Genomic DNA, 17,673 nt, shown 5'->3' on the forward strand with positions numbered 1-17,673 from the left:
ATTCAATTTTACAGGTTTACCATAATCAAGATTAAAGCTTAGAACATTTCTCTCTGACGACAGAAACATCCGGCAAATTTCTCGTCCACATTTTCTATAGGCTGACGGAAAAGTCCATAGACAGAAGAGCCGGAACCGGACATTGAAGCATACACAGCACCGAGGTCGTACATCTTGTCCTTAATGGCAGCAATCTCAGGATACAGCGCAAAGACACTATCCTCAAAATCGTTTACCATCACGTCTTTCCACTTCTCCACGGGCATCTTGATTATTTCTTTAAGGGACAATTCAGGTCTGTGAGGCTTGATTTTCGAAAAAGCGTCACGCGTTGACACGAAAATATCCGGCTTCACCAATACTATATAGTAATCAGCCAACGAAAGTTTGACAGGCTCGAATATATTACCTATTCCGGTTGCAAATACAGGCTCATTGCGCACAAAGAAAGCACAGTCAGCACCAAGTTTTGCCGCATATTCTTCCATTTTCTCCAGACTCAGTCCCAAAGCGAATTTCTGATTGAGCATCTTAATCATAAAGGCACAATCGGAAGAACCGCCTCCAAGGCCTGCCCCACTCGGTATATGCTTGAAAAGATGAATATCGACAGGAGCAAGATTGAAATCCTGTTTCAGGAGTTTATAAGCCTTGACCACAAGATTGTCATCCGGATTGCAATCAAGAGCATTACCCTTCATACTGATTTTATAATCAACACCCTCCTCTTCCAATGGTTTTACTTCAAGGGCATCCTGAAGATTGATAGGGAAAAACACTGTTTCAAGGTTATGATATCCGTCCGGGCGTTTTTCGACTATATTCAAGCCCAGATTTATTTTGGCATTTGGAAATGTTATCATTGTCGTAGAATTTATAATTTCTTCAAATATAGCACTTATGTTTTAATTATTTGTTCCTGATAGCAAAAATATAATAGACCATTATTGAAAGCAACATTGCCGTTACAGATATTCCTATAGCAGGATTTGCCCAAGGATAATTGATGGACAATGCGTTGAAGACAAGCATCAGACAGATAAGAATATTTACAATTCTCATCAACCGAAGTGCCATTATGTATTGCTTTACAATATTCTGCCGGGATATTCTCACCGGGAAACGTATATATTCCACCGGAGTGTAAGGACATGTAAATACCAGTAGACAGACAAGAAGATTTACCAGGAAACCTGCCAGCATATCATTGTTCTCAAAGCCATCTTTCACCACAAAATATATACATCCAGCTATTACCATCAGTGCCGAAATCACCTCAAACACCCTGTCAATCAAAGAAGGATGATATTTGATATTTATATCCTGATCTTGAGCAGAATATGGCCCAAGGTTTATATTAAAGAAATGTATTCTAATCTTTTTCATCGTCTGTCACCATTTCTTTTCGTGTTTTCTTCAGTCGGCCACTTTTTCGTAAAGCCTCGTTGATTATCCACTGAAGCTGACCGTTGGTACTGCGGAATTCATCTGCAGCCCATTGCTCAATGGCTTCCATAGTTTCAGAATCAACACGAAGCACAAAACTCTTTATAGAACTTTCCTTCTTGGCCATTGTAAAAATATATTACTGTTTGCTTTTAAAATATGAATAATAATCATTAAATGCAAGTGCTGTAAAAGATAATCCTAAAAGACAAGCTTCAACTATCCAATCTTTAATTATATCAACTAAAGATGAGAAGAATCTTACCGTTCCGTAATCTATCCAGTCAAAAACAAGACGCAGCAACAATATCAGCACTAAATGAGCTATAAATACCAATAATGCAAAAAGCACCCTGCTTCTTAAATATAATCTACTCAGAAGATTATTCAAGACAACAACCTTTTGAACATCAACAGGTTTTTTATAACGATAAGCATTGTACACTGTAAACGATAAAACAAGGACTATTGCACACAGCAAAATGGAGAAAAAGAGTGTTTGTTCCGCAAGCTCTATATCATCCATACTATACTTTACCAAACCAAATACAACCAATAGCACTGTCGCCACTGCATTCAAAACCATAGGAATGAAAGACGACACTTTGGTCGAGCACTTATACCTGACAATCTTCTTTAGTCCCATAGCTTTCACATATTAATCAATGATGTAATGTTCCTGTATTAACAACCGGTTGTGCAGCTTCATCCGCACAAAGAACGACCAGCAGATTGCTTACCATTGCTGCTTTACGTTCCTCATCAAGTTCTACAACTTCTTCTTCAGAAAGTTTATCAAGTGCCATCTTAACCATCGAGACCGCACCTTCAACAATCTTTTCTCTTGCACTTATGATTGCAGTTGACTGCTGGCGACGCAACATCACAGCCGCAATTTCAGGAGCATATGCCAGATAGTTTATCCTTGCCTCAACGATTTCAATACCAGCCATAGCCAAACGTTCATTCAGTTTCTGTTCCAACTGGTCGTTTATCTCCTCACCTCCGGAACGCAAAGTCAATTCGTCTGTTTCAGATTCATTATTATCATAAGCATACTGCCCTGCCACCTGACGCAAAGCAGCATCACTCTGTATACGGACAAAGTTCTCGAAAGCATTCATACGGCTACCTACTGTACTTCCCACCGTCACTTCCTTACTATTGGCTGTTGATGTGTCAGCCATAGTCTGCGAATCTATTTCAAACATAGCTTTGTAAGTATCCTTTACCTTCCACACTAACACAAGGCCTATCAACACCGGATTACCTATCTTGTCGTTTACCTTTATAGGCTCTACATCAAGATTTCTTGCACGCAAAGAAAGTTTCTTCTTATCCATAAAAGGATTAACCCAAAAGAAACCTGTTTCCTTGAATGTCCCTTTATATTTTCCAAAGAAAACCATCACTCTTGCCTCATTAGGTTCAAGTTGCATATATCCGCCAAATAGTATCAGCCATTTCAGAATACATAACCCACCAATCACATACCCAAGAACATGACCTGTAAAAAAACATGCCACCGTAACTCCGGTAAGTACAACCAGATGTAAAAACAAGGCTAAAAAGCCATTCATCTTGAAACCTTTGAAAACTAATTCTTTTGTGTCCATAACTATAAGATTAAGTGATATTATTTTGATATCACAAATATATGGATTTAATTTTACTTTCAAAAGAAATTAGAGATTATTTTCTATATTACAACCATGCAATTGTTTCCTTAATTTTAATACCATAAAAGCCAATAAAAAAAACGCGGGCAAATTCGACTTAAAACTTGCTCGCGTTCTATACTAAATTTGCCCGCGTTTTTATGACGTTTAAAACTAAAAAAATGTACATTCCTATAAGGAGAATTTATACCTAAGCACAATCAATCCTTAGAATTGGCATACCCCTTCTTCTTATCCACAATATCAATCTGTTTGTGTTTGATTATAAAATTGATATGGTCAATATAAATCTGCTGTATAGCCGGATTTTCACCCAACCCTTCCATGTGTACAGACACCTTATATCCTTTTTTCTCAAGAACCTCTTTCATATCTCCGGCAATATCATTCTTGGCATGATCGCCAGCTACAAACATGAAAGGAATAAGTTGTACTTGTTTGATTTTCTTTTTTGTCTGTGCCTTACTGATTGCATTATCGAAAGTAGGATAACCCTCAACCGTTCCTACAGCAAAGTCAGCATACCCTTCGGCCTGCAACATATAATCCAGCATGGCATACTGGGCAGTAGCCGGTGTATACGTGCCGTGTCCTACCAATATTGTAAAAGTTTTTTCCTGGCCTTTCTCTGCCAGACAGTCTATTACCTGTTTGTAATCCTCAGGAGTATAAAGCAAAGGCATACCAAGACGAATTTCCTTGAACAGCGGTTTCATCTGGGCTATATCCTTACGAAGAGACTCCATTTCTATTCCGTCAATGATATTTGTCGACTGAACCACAACGTGTGTATATCCTTCTGCCTTAAGCTGTGCCAATACCTCAACTGGATTAAGTTTCCGGACACCACGCTTATTCAATATTCTCATTATAATGCGTGAAGTATAAGCTTCGCGAATTTCCATCTGTGGGAACTGTTCCTTGGCTTTCTGATTGATTGCATCAATCGTAAGAGCACGTGTATCTTCATGTGTAGTACCAAAGTGTACCATAAGCAATGCTATCTTGTCGCCACTCTCCAAGTTCTGCATTATATCGTTATGTACAAAATTTCCTTCAGAATGTGCAAAAACAGGCATACACAAACCGCCCAAAGCGATAAAACAATAAACTAAAAATGATTTTACTTTCATATTTTCTACAAGTTATTGAATGATTATAATATTGATTTAAGTCACAAAGATAGTATTTGCATCCGTTTTCATATAAACAGATAATACTATAGTTTGTTATAGTATGACAAAAAGTAATTATATAGAGCCCGATTTTAATTATATTCTTTAACTTTGCAGTATAGTTGTTCAACAGAGGCTTTATTTTGTATAGCCTGAAAACAGTAATAGAAAAAGATAAAGCATGAAACATACCATTTGGATAATATGCCTGATAATACCATTATTATTATTTAGTTGTAAAATAAGAAACAATCCAAAAACAACCGAAAATAGCACTACTGACAGCACTTTTACCCACCAAAACAAGAATGTACAAATCATCCCGAAATATGCCAAGGGATTTAATGTCACATACACGGACAAAGGTTATTGTCTCCTCGATATCAGAGACCCTCAAAAAGAAGAAGGCGTAGAAACTTTTCATTACGCATTAAAGCCTAAAGGTGTAAAAGTTTCGGATATTCCTAAAGGTTATACAGTAATAGAAACACCCGTAAAGAGCACTATCTGTATGACTTCTCTACAGCTTTCCAATTTTATCAAACTTGCAGAACTTGATGCCGTAGTAGGCATTACAAGTACACGCCATCTGTTCAACCAGGATATGCAGAAAAGACTGGATGAAGGAAAAACTCACAAGATTGGTATTGAAGGCAATTTTGACAATGAGATTATTATGGGTATAAACCCTGATATTATATTAATTTCTCCATTCAAGCGCGGCGGATATGATGCACTGACAGAGGTTGGTATACCGCTGATTCCACATTTGGGATATAAGGAAATGACTCCGCTAGGACAGGCCGAATGGATCAAATTCATCGGATTGCTGATAGGTGAAGAAGAGAAGGCTAATAAAGTTTTCTCGGAAATAGAGAACCGTTATCTAGAACTGACAAAACTCACATCACAGGTGAAAAAACGACCTGTAGTATTCAGCGGCGAACTCAGAGGAGGCAACTGGTATGCTGTAGGCGGAAAGAGTTTTCTGGCACAGCTTTTCAAGGATGCCGGTGCCGATTACTTCCTTAAAGATGATGTACGCTCAGGAGGAGTGTCTCTCGATTTTGAAACAATTTACAGCCAGGCTGCGTATGCCGACTACTGGAGGATAGTGAACAGCTACAAAGGTGATTTTTCATATAACACCCTGCAAGCCGAAGACATCAGATATGCCGACTTTCAGGCATTCAAGAAAAAACAGGTGATATATTGCAATATGAGTGAAAAACCCTTCTACGAAAGTATGCCTGTTGAACCGGAAACAGTTCTAGCCGACCTGATAGCTGTTTTCCATCCACAGTTACTGCCAAATCACACTCCACGCTATTATGAACTTTTAAAATAACAACTATAATAAAGAATGAAACGTCCGGTTGCACTATACATGTTATTCATTATAATTCTGATTTTCATATTCTTCCTGTTGAATATCGTTTTAGGCTCTGTACAGATTCCTTTTAAGGATGTATGGTATATCCTGTGGGGAGACTATAATGGAAATGAGATATGGCAGAATATAATATGGAAGTCCAGAGTCCCTCAGGCATTGACAGCTTTGGTGGCAGGAGCCGGACTGTCCGTCAGCGGACTTCAGATGCAGACTGTGTTCCGCAACCCGTTGGCAGGACCTTCAGTATTAGGTATCAGTTCCGGAGCCAGTATGGGTGTGGCATTCGTAGTATTGCTGTCAGGTACTTTAGGAGGAGTGGCACTGAGCAAGGTAGGTATTATGGGCGAAATAGCACTGACCATATCGGCTATCATCGGTTCACTGTCCATCATGGCACTCATCATATTCGTATCGCAGAAAGTAAAAGGAAACGTGACATTGCTGATTATAGGTGTCATGATAGGCTATGTGGCAAATGCCGTAATCGGGGTTCTGAAATATTTCAGTGTAGAAGAAGATATTCGTGCTTACGTCATTTGGGGATTAGGCAGTTTTGCCAGAGTTTCTGGCAATCAGATGACCCTGTTTGTTTCCATAATGCTTGTGCTGCTACCTGTTTCTTTCCTGTTGGTAAAGACTTTAAACCTATTGTTACTTGGCGACGCATATGCACGCAATCTCGGACTTAATATACGAAGAGCAAGACTACAGGTAATAACCTGCTCTGGGGTATTGGTTGCAATTGTCACAGCATATTGCGGACCAATCATATTCCTTGGACTGGCAGTTCCACATCTGTGCCGTACAATGTTCCGCACATCAGACCACCGTATCCTGATGCCGGCATCCTTGCTTATGGGAGGAGCTATGGCTTTGGTATGTAACCTTATCGCACGAATGCCAGGCTTCGAAGGTGCACTTCCTGTAAATTCAGTTACAGCCCTTGTAGGAGCACCGGTAGTCATTTCTGTATTGTTCAACAAACGACGTAACGACATTAACGAGTAATGGGAAATAATCATATACATATCAATCATCTCACTATCGGATACAAGGAAAGAGGAAACAAAAATACTGTTGCCTCCGACATAAATGCCACCATAAGAAGCGGAGAGCTGACATGTCTGCTTGGTGCAAACGGTATCGGAAAATCCACACTACTACGTACTCTATCCGGATTTCAGGCTCCGCTGGGAGGAGAAATCATTATCAGGGAAAGACCTCTTTCAGATTATACAGACAAAGAGCTTGCGGGTATTATAGGTGTGGTACTGACAGAGAAATGTGAGCTGAGAAACATGACTGTAGAAGAGCTCGTAGGCATGGGACGAAGCCCTTACACAGGGTTTTGGGGCCGATTGAGCAAACACGACAAAGAGGTGATTGACAATTCCATAAAGTTTGTCAATATAGAACATCTGAGATACCAGATGGTACATCAGCTTAGTGACGGTGAAAGACAGAAAGCCATGATTGCAAAGGCCCTTGCACAGGAAACAGACATTATCTTCCTGGATGAGCCTACTGCATTTCTTGACTTTCCTAGCAAGGTAGAGATTATGCAATTACTGCACCGACTGTCACATTCTGGCAACCGTACCATTTTCCTTTCAACACACGATTTGGAACTGGCACTGCAAATTGCTGATAAAGTTTGGCTTATGAACCGTGAAACAGGTGTCAGTACAGGAACACCAGAAGACTTGTCGCTAAACGGAAGCCTAAGCCATTTTTTCCTTAGAAAAGGTATTAGATTTGATATGGAAAGTGGCTTGTTCCGTATATCAAAACAGGCAACTGTATCAACACGACTAACTGGTGAAGGTAACAGATATACTATGGCACAGAAAGCTCTTGCCAGACACGGCATAGATGCATCAAGAGAAAACAGTTCAGACTGGTATATCGAAGTGACTGATGAATATTTCAATGTGCACCATGCCAATGGAGAAACAGAACAGACATCAAGTATAGAAGATTTGCTACAGTCTGTACAAAACCTACTTGCTGCCTTGTCTCGTTAGGCGACAGGCAATGTTTCCATCCTCATCAATAAGCATCAGTGTAAGTTCCGTATAGGTAAGTAATGCAGAACAATGTTTCATACATTCATCCAAGAGTGCCGGGAAAAAGAGAGAAGCATCCGAATCCGACAGATTGGTCCATAGTTCTCTTGCCAATGTCATATCGGAAATCACATTAAAGGCTTCCTGGGAACAGCCACATTTCTTAGCCAACTCAATAAGGAATTGTTTGTTCATAACAACCTGCTTGCTGTATGTATTCAAGTGACCTTCTGCAAGTTTCACGGCCTTACCAAGCATTATTCCCATAATCACCTTGCTTATTTTCAAGTCCTCGGCTATCTTGAGTGTGTCACCGATATAATTGCCATAATGGACAAAAGCCTGTGGCGGTAAATCAGAGTATTCACGTTTGACATATTTCTCACTCTTGGCTCCGGAGTTTATAACAAGGCGCTCCGCTCCTATTGCCTGACAAACTTCTATTTCACGACGGATAGCATCAACAAACGCTTCCGACGAGAAAGGTCGTACAATTCCTGAAGTACCTATAATGGATATGCCTCCAACTATTCCTAGTTTAGGATTGAATGTCTTGAGGGCAAGTTCCTCTCCTCCGGGTACAGATATAATAACGTCAAGTCCACCACCATACAACTCCGACAACTCTCGGATTATCATCTGTCGTGGAGTGTTATTTATGGCAGGTTCGCCCACAGGAAGTCCCAAACCGGGAAGAGTTACTACTCCTACCCCTTTTCCCTGAAGGAAATGTATTCCCGGTTTTTCTGAGTAAGAAACTTTTACTTCTATAACCCTGTTGTTTGTTACATCAGGGTCATCTCCTGCATCTTTTACTACAGTAGCAGTAACTGATGAAACATCATTCTGACAGACAGATTCAACCGGCAAGAACAATTCCTCTCCGTCTGGAATATGAAAACTCACTTCGGAAAGTGATTCACCGGTAAGCAACTTTACCAGTGCTGCCTTGGATGCTGCTGTTGCACATGCTCCTGTTGTGTAACCGCTACGCAAAGGGAAGAAATCCGGCAACAGACGTTCCACCGCCTTACGAAGTCCGTGTACACCGGTAACAGTAATAAAACTGTCAGGCAACGAAGGACGACATACGGCATAAACCTGAATTTTCATACTACAGGCAGCTTCCAACTTCTCTACAAAGCCCCCGCTTTCTCCGCTTTCTTTGGTCAATACAGCCTGCGGTTTTATCTTCTCCATAAGCTGCTCTTCAGGTTCACCTTCGTGATAATAGACCAATCGGCTTGCATCAAATCCCTGTCTGACGGCTAATGACAATGATTCCTCCCTGTCAAGGATACGAAACCAGCACTCAGGTTTCAAGTTTTCATCAGACCAGAAATCACGCAATTTACCGATAGTCTGCACTCCCGTAAGAGCAAGAAGACGAGAGATACCGTCCTTCTTCATACGAAGGACAGCATCATTATAATCTTTACACCAAATTACATCGTCAGTTCGTGGAGGATATTTACGTTCGAAACGAACGACACTCAGATTAAGTTTTCTACTTACTTGCTCTACAGTTTTATGCAGTTGAACAGCAAATGGATGGGCAGCATCTATCAATAACCGTATTCCGTTGGAACGACAGAAATCTTCCATCTTCTGTTCGTCCATTCCACCGGTCACACGCTCACCGTTGCGGCAATTCACCTGCTGCAACTCTCCGCGAGTAGAATAAAAATAAAACTTGCCGGCCTCATCAAGCACTTTCACGGCAAGTCTGCCTTCTGTTGTCCCACCCAATACCAGTATCATGGTCTGAACAAATGTTTAAAGTCCGAAGCATACAAACGGGAAAGTCCCTTACGGTTGTCTATAGCATCACCTACGACAAGCAGAGTTGTCAGTGTAAGGTTATTCTCACGTACTATACGTGCCAAATCTTTCAGCACTCCTCTGTAAATCTTTTCTTCCTTCCATGTAAGTTTATAGCAAGCTGCTACAGGTGTTTCAGGCGGATATGCCTGCAAGAGTTCTCTCTGTACATCTTCTACTATAGATGCACTGAGGTATATACACATGGTACTCTGCGACTGTGCAAGTTTGTGCAACTGTTCTTTTTCCGGCATAGGTGTTCTACCTTCGCCGCGTGTAAGTATGATACTTTGAACTTTTTCAGGTATGGTGAACTGCGAACGCAAAGCAGCTGCGGCAGCCTGGAATGAAGATATACCCGGAGTAATATGATAACTCATACCATATTCATCGAAAAATGCCATCTGTTCCTGTATGGCACCGTATATACATGGGTCACCTGTGTGAAGACGTACCACAAACAGACCTTTATCATAGAATTCCTTCATCAAGGCAAACTGTTCCTGAAGATCCATATTAGCCGAGCTTCGTACTACCGCACCTTCCTTGGCATAATATGTCAGTTCGCGAGGTACAAGACTTCCGGCATACAACACCAAATCAGCCTTTTCAAGCATGTGCTTTCCTCTCACGGAAATCAGTTCAGGGTCACCAGGACCGGCACCGACTATCTCTATATGTCCACCTCGGACAGCATTGGCATCAAGAGTCACAGCAAAAGTAAAGTTGGAATCAGGTGTAAGCTCTCCTTTCTGCTTTTCAATCAGCCACTTTCCGTGTTCACTGCTCTTGAAAGCAGCACTCTCGGCCACTCCATAAACTCCTGTCACATCGTGTACTTTCTGTGACGGATTTGGAACTTCAATACCGCTCAGTTCTTCCTGAGAGTATATGCGGACATTTGCATATTTCCATTTTTCATGCAATGCAGCAATCAAGGGTTCGTCCTTTTTCAATTCTATTGTACTGATAGTTGCAAGTGACAAAGGAGAAAGATGCTGTGATTTCAGGTAATCTTCAATATATTCAGGTATTCCGTCAGGCACACACTGTTTCCTGCAGCCAACACCTAAATGCAAAACCTGAGGGCGATAGTACAATGCCTGCACCGGGCATTCATATTCGTACGGAGTGACAGCTATCAGAAGTTCTGTTTCATCGAAAGGAATATCATTATAATGGTAATAAACACTTACATAAGGAGGCAATGTACGCTCCATCCATGCTGTACCATTGTCCTTAATATCAAACAAGAGTGCTACTTTACCCTGGTTTACAAAACATGCAATTGCCTTGTTTAGCTCATCATGCGAGAAATCTGTCTGCCATCCGAACTTTGAAGCCAACAAGTCCAAAGCCCAGACACCATTACAGTCGCTCTGAGTAGTAATAACAGCCTGCGCACCGAGAATGGACGAAATCTGTTTAGCCCATTCATTTGCTCCTCCTACATGACCGGATAGCACGGGAATGGCAAACTGACCTGTGCTGTCAACACATACCACAGCAGGGTCGTCATACTTATTGGAAACGCAAGGCGCTATGCAACGGACACATATTCCCATCGCACCAATAAACAAGAACCTGTCGTATTCAGTAAACGAAGTCGCCACGAAATCACTGTATGACTGTACCTTAGTGCATCCGTCCAGCTCTTTCTGTGAAAAAATGGTACAATTACCAAACTCCTTCTGCAACAACTGCGCCATGGGCAATGCTTGAGAAGATATCAATATAATAGCTGTCTTTTCTTTCATTCTGCTTTCAATATTTCGATTGGATTATGGGTATCGACAACAAGTCTTATACGTTCTGTCACCCTACGTCCGATATTAGAAACTCCTTCATAAAACTGCTGCAAGCTGTCATCGCTCACAGAATTAAAAACGATAATTCCGCCGGGAAGCAATACCTCGTCTATACGCTGAAGCAACTCCTGCAATCTGCCTCCGTGACCGCCGATAAATACCGCATCAGGACGAGGCAGATCCGATAAATCCTGCTCCATAAAATCACCTCCGATGAAACGTATTCCGGGAACTCCCCACAGGATACTGTTCCGCCTCAACAGTTCTTCACCTTCAGGACGGCGTTCGAATGCTATCACCTCAATGTCTGGATAAGCGCTTTTAGCCTCTATTGACACTGAACCGGTACAACTGCCTACGTCCCACAATACGGTGCGGTTCTGCAAATCAAGCATGCTTAATGTCTGCAGACGTACAGGCCTCTTGGTAATCATATTTACACGACCGTTAAGAAGATAGAATTCCGATTCATCAATTCCGAGCGGACGACGACGCAACTCTATACGCACAAGAATCATACAGTTAGGTGATGTGAATTCTGCTTTTGATGCTCCCTCTACAGTAAATCCCCTTACTCTTTCTGAAGTGGAATTACCCAGCGCCTCTCCTACATATATGCGGTAATTGTCATATCCGTATTCGTGCATACGTGCAGCAATTGTCGCAGGAGTCTTGACCTTATCTGTCAATACGCCAAGCATCTTCTCTCCACGTATCAGTGCGGCATCAAAAGCCTTCCAAGGGCGACCGGTAAGCGATACCATCCTCATATCATGGTAAGGCAACAGCAAGCGGTGAGCCAACATTTGCAATGAATTGAATGTAGGATAAACGCAAATGCAGCTGTCAGGCAATAAACGCTGCACAGTATTGGAAAAACCGAAGAACAACGGATCGCCTGAGGCAAATACCACAATCTCACTGTATTCGGCATACTTCTCGAAAACCTTATCCAAAGGAACGGTTATATCTATCCACAAAGCACCTTTGGGAAGAAATTTTTCCACCAGCTGATGATGACGCAAACCACCGGAAAACACTTTTCCCCTGGAAATGACATCCATCACCTTTGGAGGAAAGTATATCTCGTCACTGTCGCTTATTCCTATAATATGAAATGACTGTTTACACATCACGTCCCGGTTTTAACAATTCTGCATCATCAAAAGTCATTATGGCATTTACCAGTGTGGCTGCAAGATTGCTTCCGCCTTTACGACCTTCTACAATCAATTTAGGAACATCACTGAAAGTCTTGACCATATACTTGCTTTCGCACACATGTACAAAGCCTACAGGAGCAGCTATAATACCACCCGGACAGGCCTTATGTTTTCGCATCAGAGAACATAGTTCCATTAAGGCTGTAGGAGCATTTCCAAACACAAACAATGCATCAGGATGTTCTTCTACCGCCAGACGTATTCCAGCCTGAGTGCGAGTAATATTTTTTTCGGATGCCATCTGTGCCACTCTTTCATCATTCAGATAACATTTCACCTCAAGACCAAGTCGTTCAAGAGCGCGTTTTCTGATACCTGACGCAGCCATTGTAACATCAGTTACTATTGTACGGATTTTTCCTGAGACAATAAGAGAATGTAATGTCTCCACTGCTTTTTCATCAGAGTAAAGCAGATTCTCCATCTCAAAATCAGCTGTTGTGTGAATGGCATGCAGCAAAGCCCATTTGTGTCCGAGAGGAAGATTCTGGTTTCTTAATTCCTTAGAGATCGTAGAGAAACTGTTCATCATTATTTCCTGGCCTATTCCTGCCGCATCCTGTTTCTCTTTCTGATAATATCCACGCGGAGTTATCATTCTGCCTGACCACTCATACGATTGTGAGTTACCGATAAGGATTACAGTAAACATATCCACATCTTCAGGGTCAAAGTCTGCCAAAGTAGTGATTTTAACAATCTCTTCATCACGTCCAACCTGACGGACATATCCCACAGGAGTCTTTGCATCGCGTTCCTGCATGAAAATCTCTTTCAGACGATGCAACTGCCAGTATCTGCCTTCGCTCTTGGGATTGTAAACAGCAGTTACAAAATCGGCCATAGCAGCCGCATGTATACGTTTTTCAATCTTCTCCCACGGTGTCAGAAGGTCAGATAAGGAAATGACACAGAAATCATGTCCTACAGGAGCACCAAGTTTGGCTGCAGCTTTCTGAAAAGCACTTATTCCAGGTAAAACCTCAATATCCACATCACTATTACGTTCGCGTTTCATCTCATAGATAAGCGGTGCCATTCCGTAAATGCCGGAATCGCCAGAACTGATAACACACACGCACTTGCCCTGTTCTGCCAGTTCAAAAGCCTGACGGGCTCGGTCGCGCTCACGTTTCATTCCCGTATCTACACACTCAGCCCCTTCTTTCAGATATTGACGTACGAATTGGAAATAATAATTATATCCGACTACCACATCCGAACACATTAAAGCCCGGACTACCGCCGGAGTGATATCTTCTGCGGAGCCCGGGCCTATGCCTGCTACTATTATTTTATTTTTATCCATTTTTACTTCGGTACTATAATCATCTAATAGTTGCAAAGTTAATGAATTTATCAGTTTTCCACTACTCTTAATACATCAAAATAATAACCTTGAGCAATATCAGCACCTTTTTCTGTAGTTCCTGTAGCTATATCATAGATATAGATGCAAGTGCTTGTCTCTGTATTGACACCGATATATGCCTTTCCGCCTACTACAACAGAACGCTGAGAGAAACGGCCACTGCTGTAACCTACTTCCTCGCCGTTATATGTTAGTGGAGTTCTTTCACCTGTCTTCAGGTCAACTATAGAATATTTCATATAGTATGCAGCACCTTGACTGTAAAGAGATGCATTTTCTGAATATATCAGAGCCTTGCCGTTACCAAGATATTGAAGTGTACAAATCTTTCCTTCATTATTAAGGATATTATAAGAAGCATCAAAATCAGACTCACCATTGTTTATACGCAACAACTGTCCTTGTTCCAAATCATCATCTACTTCAGTAAATGCTGCCAAATAAAGATTACCTTCCTCATCGTATGTCACACATTCCTGCATAAGCTGACCGTATGAGCTACCTGCCATTTCACCTGCAAGGCTATTAACAATAGGATTATCTTCTACTTTCATGTCTGATGGATTGATTACTGCGGTAAGGAAGTTTGATGTAGGTACACCTTTTCTTCCTGATTTATCCTTTCCATAATAGAAATAGTAGAGTTTCCCTACTTTGTCATTGTATGTAAGGATACCTGTTGTAGTAAACACAACCGCACCTTCTGGAAGAGGAAGATCCAATGTTCCTTCCGCAAGGATAGTCATATCTTCTGCGTTAAGTTTTGTCCAAATGATTTTATCTGCATCCCCATTGGCAGCCATGATAAGCAAAGTCTTATCATCCAGCCATGCATGAGTATATTTTCTTTCTGTATATGTATTCTTTACAAAAGGCTGTTCTTGAACAATTTCTATCTTATTGTTTACAATCCGGAATTTTGTAAATTGCGTTTTACCACTTGGAACCTGATAATAATACTTTCCTTTCGATATCAGTTCTATTGTATAAGGATTAAGTTCTACTCCTGAACCTTGTATATCTATCAAAGGCTGATTGGAAGTAAGAGAGTCCACGCTCTTAACAATAGTGTTCTCTCCTTTACTCATACCTCCATGTTCGCCTACAGACATAAATATATCAAAATGAACTTTTCCGGTAAGATTAGAACTTCCATCGCCTCCATCACCACCATTAGGTGTATCATTACTACATGCTACAAAAGAAAAAAGAACAGTAGCTAACATTCCCGTTTTTAGGAATCTCATAAATGAAAATGTTTTCGTTTTCATAAGAATAACTTTTAAATGAATGAATTATAATATCGTATTGTTTTATTATTAGTTTAAAAACATCCTGAACTTCAGGAAAAACGATCTTCCCGGTTTCTGAAGTTTGTAATGGTCATATACCAACTTGTCAAAAATATTGTCACAACTTACAGAAATATTGTATTTCCCATTCTCCAGAGAATATGTTATATCAGCATTTATAACATGCTGTGCCGGAATACGAGCCTTACTCTCTATTGCTCCGTATGCCTCCCAGGTAAGAAAATACCAATGTACCCACTGATAGGAAGTACCAAGGCGAAGAGTGCTATTTTTAAGCAATACATCGTAGAACGTATAATTCGCTTCTGCAGCACCAAAAAGCCAAGGACGATTCGGTACACGGTTGAGATAAGTAGCCGAAAGCTTTCCGTCATCCTTATATTTGCGCTGATCGCGTGCATCCTGCCAGCTTACGTTTGCCATACACTGCAGATTTCTTTTCCAGCTATAGCGCACTTCTCCTTCTACACCCTTTATATGTACTGCAGGCACATTTTCATACTGCATCATACCTTCCTTTTCCGCAACCACAGCCTGGATATAATCATCAACAAAACGTATGAAACCATTTACTTCATAATACAATGAATGTCCTGCGGCAGGATGCCATGTTCCGAAAGCACCAACATTTACATTATCACTCCTTTCAGGGTCCAAAGCCGTATTGGCATATATGGTGGAACCGTTACCCAACAATTCACGAGCTAAAGGGAGACGGACACTATGTTCGAAAGAAGCCTTCAATGCCACGGGTTCCAGAAATTTTACACGTGTTCCCACACCGTAACCCCAATAATTGTTTGTATTGCTTCCCATGACCTCATCAGAACCTGTCTGCCAGTATAAATCCGTCTGCCGGATATTGAGATGATTGATATAATCCTTGACGAAAAAGGTGTTTTCAATCTTATTCTGTAAAAACTGCTGGTTATATGAAAGCCCAATAATATGTTTACAAACTATATCATTTGACGGTACAAAACTATCATCTACATCATCATATCTGTCATTCCCTGTTCTGTTTACCAGATAGTTAAGATTGACAGAATGATGTTGGTTTATACGATAATCCCAATTGGAACGGAACATCGTAGTAGGGCGCTTGTAATGACGCAAAGACTTTTCACGACCGGTTATCTCGTTTCGTGAACTCTCTATATAGTCCCCATTCCAGTCGTAAACTCTGTATGCAGTATCAACAGTCAATGAATGATCCCACGTATGCGAAAGAATACTCTGCATCTGCAGGCCCTTAAGGATAAAATCTTTTTTGCGGTACTGTGCAGAAATATTATATGCATCACCTTGACGTTCAGCCATACCGTAAACTTTAGTCTGTATAGAACCTGTCTGCAGTTCCTTGTTAATCTTTGAATATGACGCGGTAACAAAAAAATCATCCGCCCAAGACTTTCCCTTAACACCAACTTCAACCTGTGCCAATAATGAAAAGTAATCATCATGGAAACGTTTGCGGTCAGACGGAACATACTTTCTTACACTTTCATCCCATACCTCTACCCCCTTCATCATATAGTCGTTTTTAGAGTAATTGACTCCCACCGTAGGGCGTACTATAAGTCCGCTTTTTGGGAATACTATTTGTGCATTCATATCAACCTTATGAGTATGAAAAGAACCTATACCATATGACACATCAAGATAGTTCTTTTTCTCCTTCTTTGTGACTATATTTATCGCGCCACCAAGAGCATCTGAACCTAGATATGAGGGCACAACACCTTTATACATTTCTATATGGTCTATGATATTTACCGGAATATTGGCAAGAGACACTTCGGAACCTTTTGTCTCGAGAGGGACACCATCAATAAAATAACGCACTGAGTTACCCGACATCCCATTTATAGACAAATCGAAATCGGAACCAACACCGCCTTCCTGACGCACCTTTATACCCGATGCACGATTAACAAGTTCATTCAGATTGTTTAAAGAATTTACTATAGGTTTTACATCCAGCGCATTTACGGCAAACGAACTTTCACGGAGTTTCTGTGATTTGCTCTTGGCATATATCTCTACATCCTTCAAGCCTACTGCATCTTCCTGCAAAACAAAATTTACAACTTTATTCCCGTCGAGTTCAATATTCTTTTTCTGACTTTTGAAACCTACGAAAGAAGCTGATACAGTATATTTACCTTCGGAAAGAGAAAGCGTATAATTACCATTGTTATCAGAATAAGTGCCACAGGAAGTACCCTCAACGGCAAGCGTTGCCTGCGCCACAGGACTGCCGTCGGAAGATGTGACTTTTCCGGAAAGTGTCACAACGACCTGTGCCATTCCTTCCGTTAAACTGAGAATGATAAATAAGACAAATAAGATAAACGTAAGACGTTTCATAAATACC

15 protein-coding genes are annotated in these 17,673 nt (G+C 41.0%); 3 read left to right on the forward strand and 12 right to left on the reverse strand.

The window, feature by feature from the left end:
- Positions 1-38: 38 nt before the first annotated feature.
- From ispE to I6E11_RS02855, 6 genes are all read right to left on the reverse strand, one after another.
- Positions 39-863, reverse strand: coding sequence for a 4-(cytidine 5'-diphospho)-2-C-methyl-D-erythritol kinase (gene ispE, locus I6E11_RS02830; RefSeq protein WP_235327545.1), 825 nt, complete (start codon positions 861-863; stop codon positions 39-41).
- A gap of 46 nt (positions 864-909) precedes the next feature.
- Complete coding sequence (locus I6E11_RS02835; protein ID WP_235336300.1) at positions 910-1,386, reverse strand: hypothetical protein; 477 nt, start codon at positions 1,384-1,386, stop codon at positions 910-912.
- Entirely contained in the window at positions 1,373-1,573 is a 201-nt protein-coding gene (locus tag I6E11_RS02840) for a type II toxin-antitoxin system antitoxin (protein WP_235336301.1), read from the reverse strand. Before I6E11_RS02840 ends, I6E11_RS02835 begins: the two co-directional genes overlap by 14 nt.
- A 12-nt stretch (positions 1,574-1,585) precedes the next feature.
- On the reverse strand, positions 1,586-2,092 hold the full coding sequence (locus tag I6E11_RS02845) for a hypothetical protein (protein ID WP_235336303.1): 507 nt from the start codon (positions 2,090-2,092) through the stop codon (positions 1,586-1,588).
- 16 nt (positions 2,093-2,108) lie between these two features.
- Positions 2,109-3,062 carry an SPFH domain-containing protein gene (locus I6E11_RS02850; RefSeq protein WP_235336304.1) on the reverse strand — a complete coding sequence of 318 codons (954 nt, stop codon included), beginning with the start codon at positions 3,060-3,062 and terminating at the stop codon, positions 2,109-2,111.
- 263 nt (positions 3,063-3,325) lie between these two features.
- Positions 3,326-4,258, reverse strand: coding sequence for a sirohydrochlorin cobaltochelatase (locus I6E11_RS02855; RefSeq protein ID WP_394800091.1), 933 nt, complete (start codon positions 4,256-4,258; stop codon positions 3,326-3,328).
- Positions 4,259-4,481: 223 nt separating this feature from the next.
- On the opposite strand from I6E11_RS02855, the gene I6E11_RS02860 reads away from it, so the two are divergent.
- Genes I6E11_RS02860 through I6E11_RS02870 form a run of 3 tightly spaced genes read left to right on the forward strand, consistent with a single transcriptional unit; the run spans position 4,482 to position 7,717 of the window.
- Positions 4,482-5,648, forward strand: a complete 1,167-nt coding sequence (locus I6E11_RS02860; RefSeq protein ID WP_235336305.1) for an ABC transporter substrate-binding protein — start codon at positions 4,482-4,484, stop codon at positions 5,646-5,648.
- Between the two features lie 15 nt (positions 5,649-5,663).
- Entirely contained in the window at positions 5,664-6,701 is a 1,038-nt protein-coding gene (locus I6E11_RS02865) for an iron chelate uptake ABC transporter family permease subunit (RefSeq protein ID WP_235336306.1), read from the forward strand.
- Positions 6,701-7,717 (forward strand): ABC transporter ATP-binding protein, encoded by a 1,017-nt coding sequence (locus I6E11_RS02870; RefSeq protein ID WP_235336307.1) that lies wholly within the window; start codon positions 6,701-6,703, stop codon positions 7,715-7,717. Before I6E11_RS02865 ends, I6E11_RS02870 begins: the two co-directional genes overlap by 1 nt.
- Here the strand turns inward: I6E11_RS02870 and cbiD are convergent.
- The 6 genes from cbiD to I6E11_RS02900 all read right to left on the reverse strand — a co-directional run bounded on the left by cbiD (position 7,694) and on the right by I6E11_RS02900 (position 17,666).
- A complete protein-coding gene (cbiD, locus tag I6E11_RS02875; protein ID WP_235336308.1) occupies positions 7,694-9,520 on the reverse strand; it encodes a cobalt-precorrin-5B (C(1))-methyltransferase CbiD in 1,827 nt (608 codons plus the stop codon). The genes I6E11_RS02870 and cbiD overlap by 24 nt on opposite strands.
- On the reverse strand, positions 9,517-11,337 hold the full coding sequence (gene cobM / locus I6E11_RS02880) for a precorrin-4 C(11)-methyltransferase (protein WP_235336309.1): 1,821 nt from the start codon (positions 11,335-11,337) through the stop codon (positions 9,517-9,519). Before cobM ends, cbiD begins: the two co-directional genes overlap by 4 nt.
- Entirely contained in the window at positions 11,334-12,521 is a 1,188-nt protein-coding gene (cbiE, locus tag I6E11_RS02885) for a precorrin-6y C5,15-methyltransferase (decarboxylating) subunit CbiE (protein WP_235336310.1), read from the reverse strand. The genes cobM and cbiE overlap by 4 nt, the downstream gene beginning before the upstream one ends.
- Positions 12,514-13,920, reverse strand: a complete 1,407-nt coding sequence (gene cobJ / locus I6E11_RS02890; protein ID WP_235336311.1) for a precorrin-3B C(17)-methyltransferase — start codon at positions 13,918-13,920, stop codon at positions 12,514-12,516. The genes cbiE and cobJ overlap by 8 nt, the downstream gene beginning before the upstream one ends.
- 50 nt (positions 13,921-13,970) lie before the next feature.
- On the reverse strand, positions 13,971-15,230 hold the full coding sequence (locus tag I6E11_RS02895; RefSeq protein WP_235336312.1) for a DUF4374 domain-containing protein: 1,260 nt from the start codon (positions 15,228-15,230) through the stop codon (positions 13,971-13,973).
- A gap of 72 nt (positions 15,231-15,302) precedes the next feature.
- Positions 15,303-17,666 carry a TonB-dependent receptor gene (locus I6E11_RS02900; protein ID WP_235336313.1) on the reverse strand — a complete coding sequence of 788 codons (2,364 nt, stop codon included), beginning with the start codon at positions 17,664-17,666 and terminating at the stop codon, positions 15,303-15,305.
- Between the last annotated feature and the right edge of the window lie 7 nt (positions 17,667-17,673).

Origin of the sequence: Bacteroides caecigallinarum (assembly GCF_021531075.1) — a bacterium.
GTDB classification, from domain to species: domain Bacteria; phylum Bacteroidota; class Bacteroidia; order Bacteroidales; family Bacteroidaceae; genus Phocaeicola; species Phocaeicola caecigallinarum_B.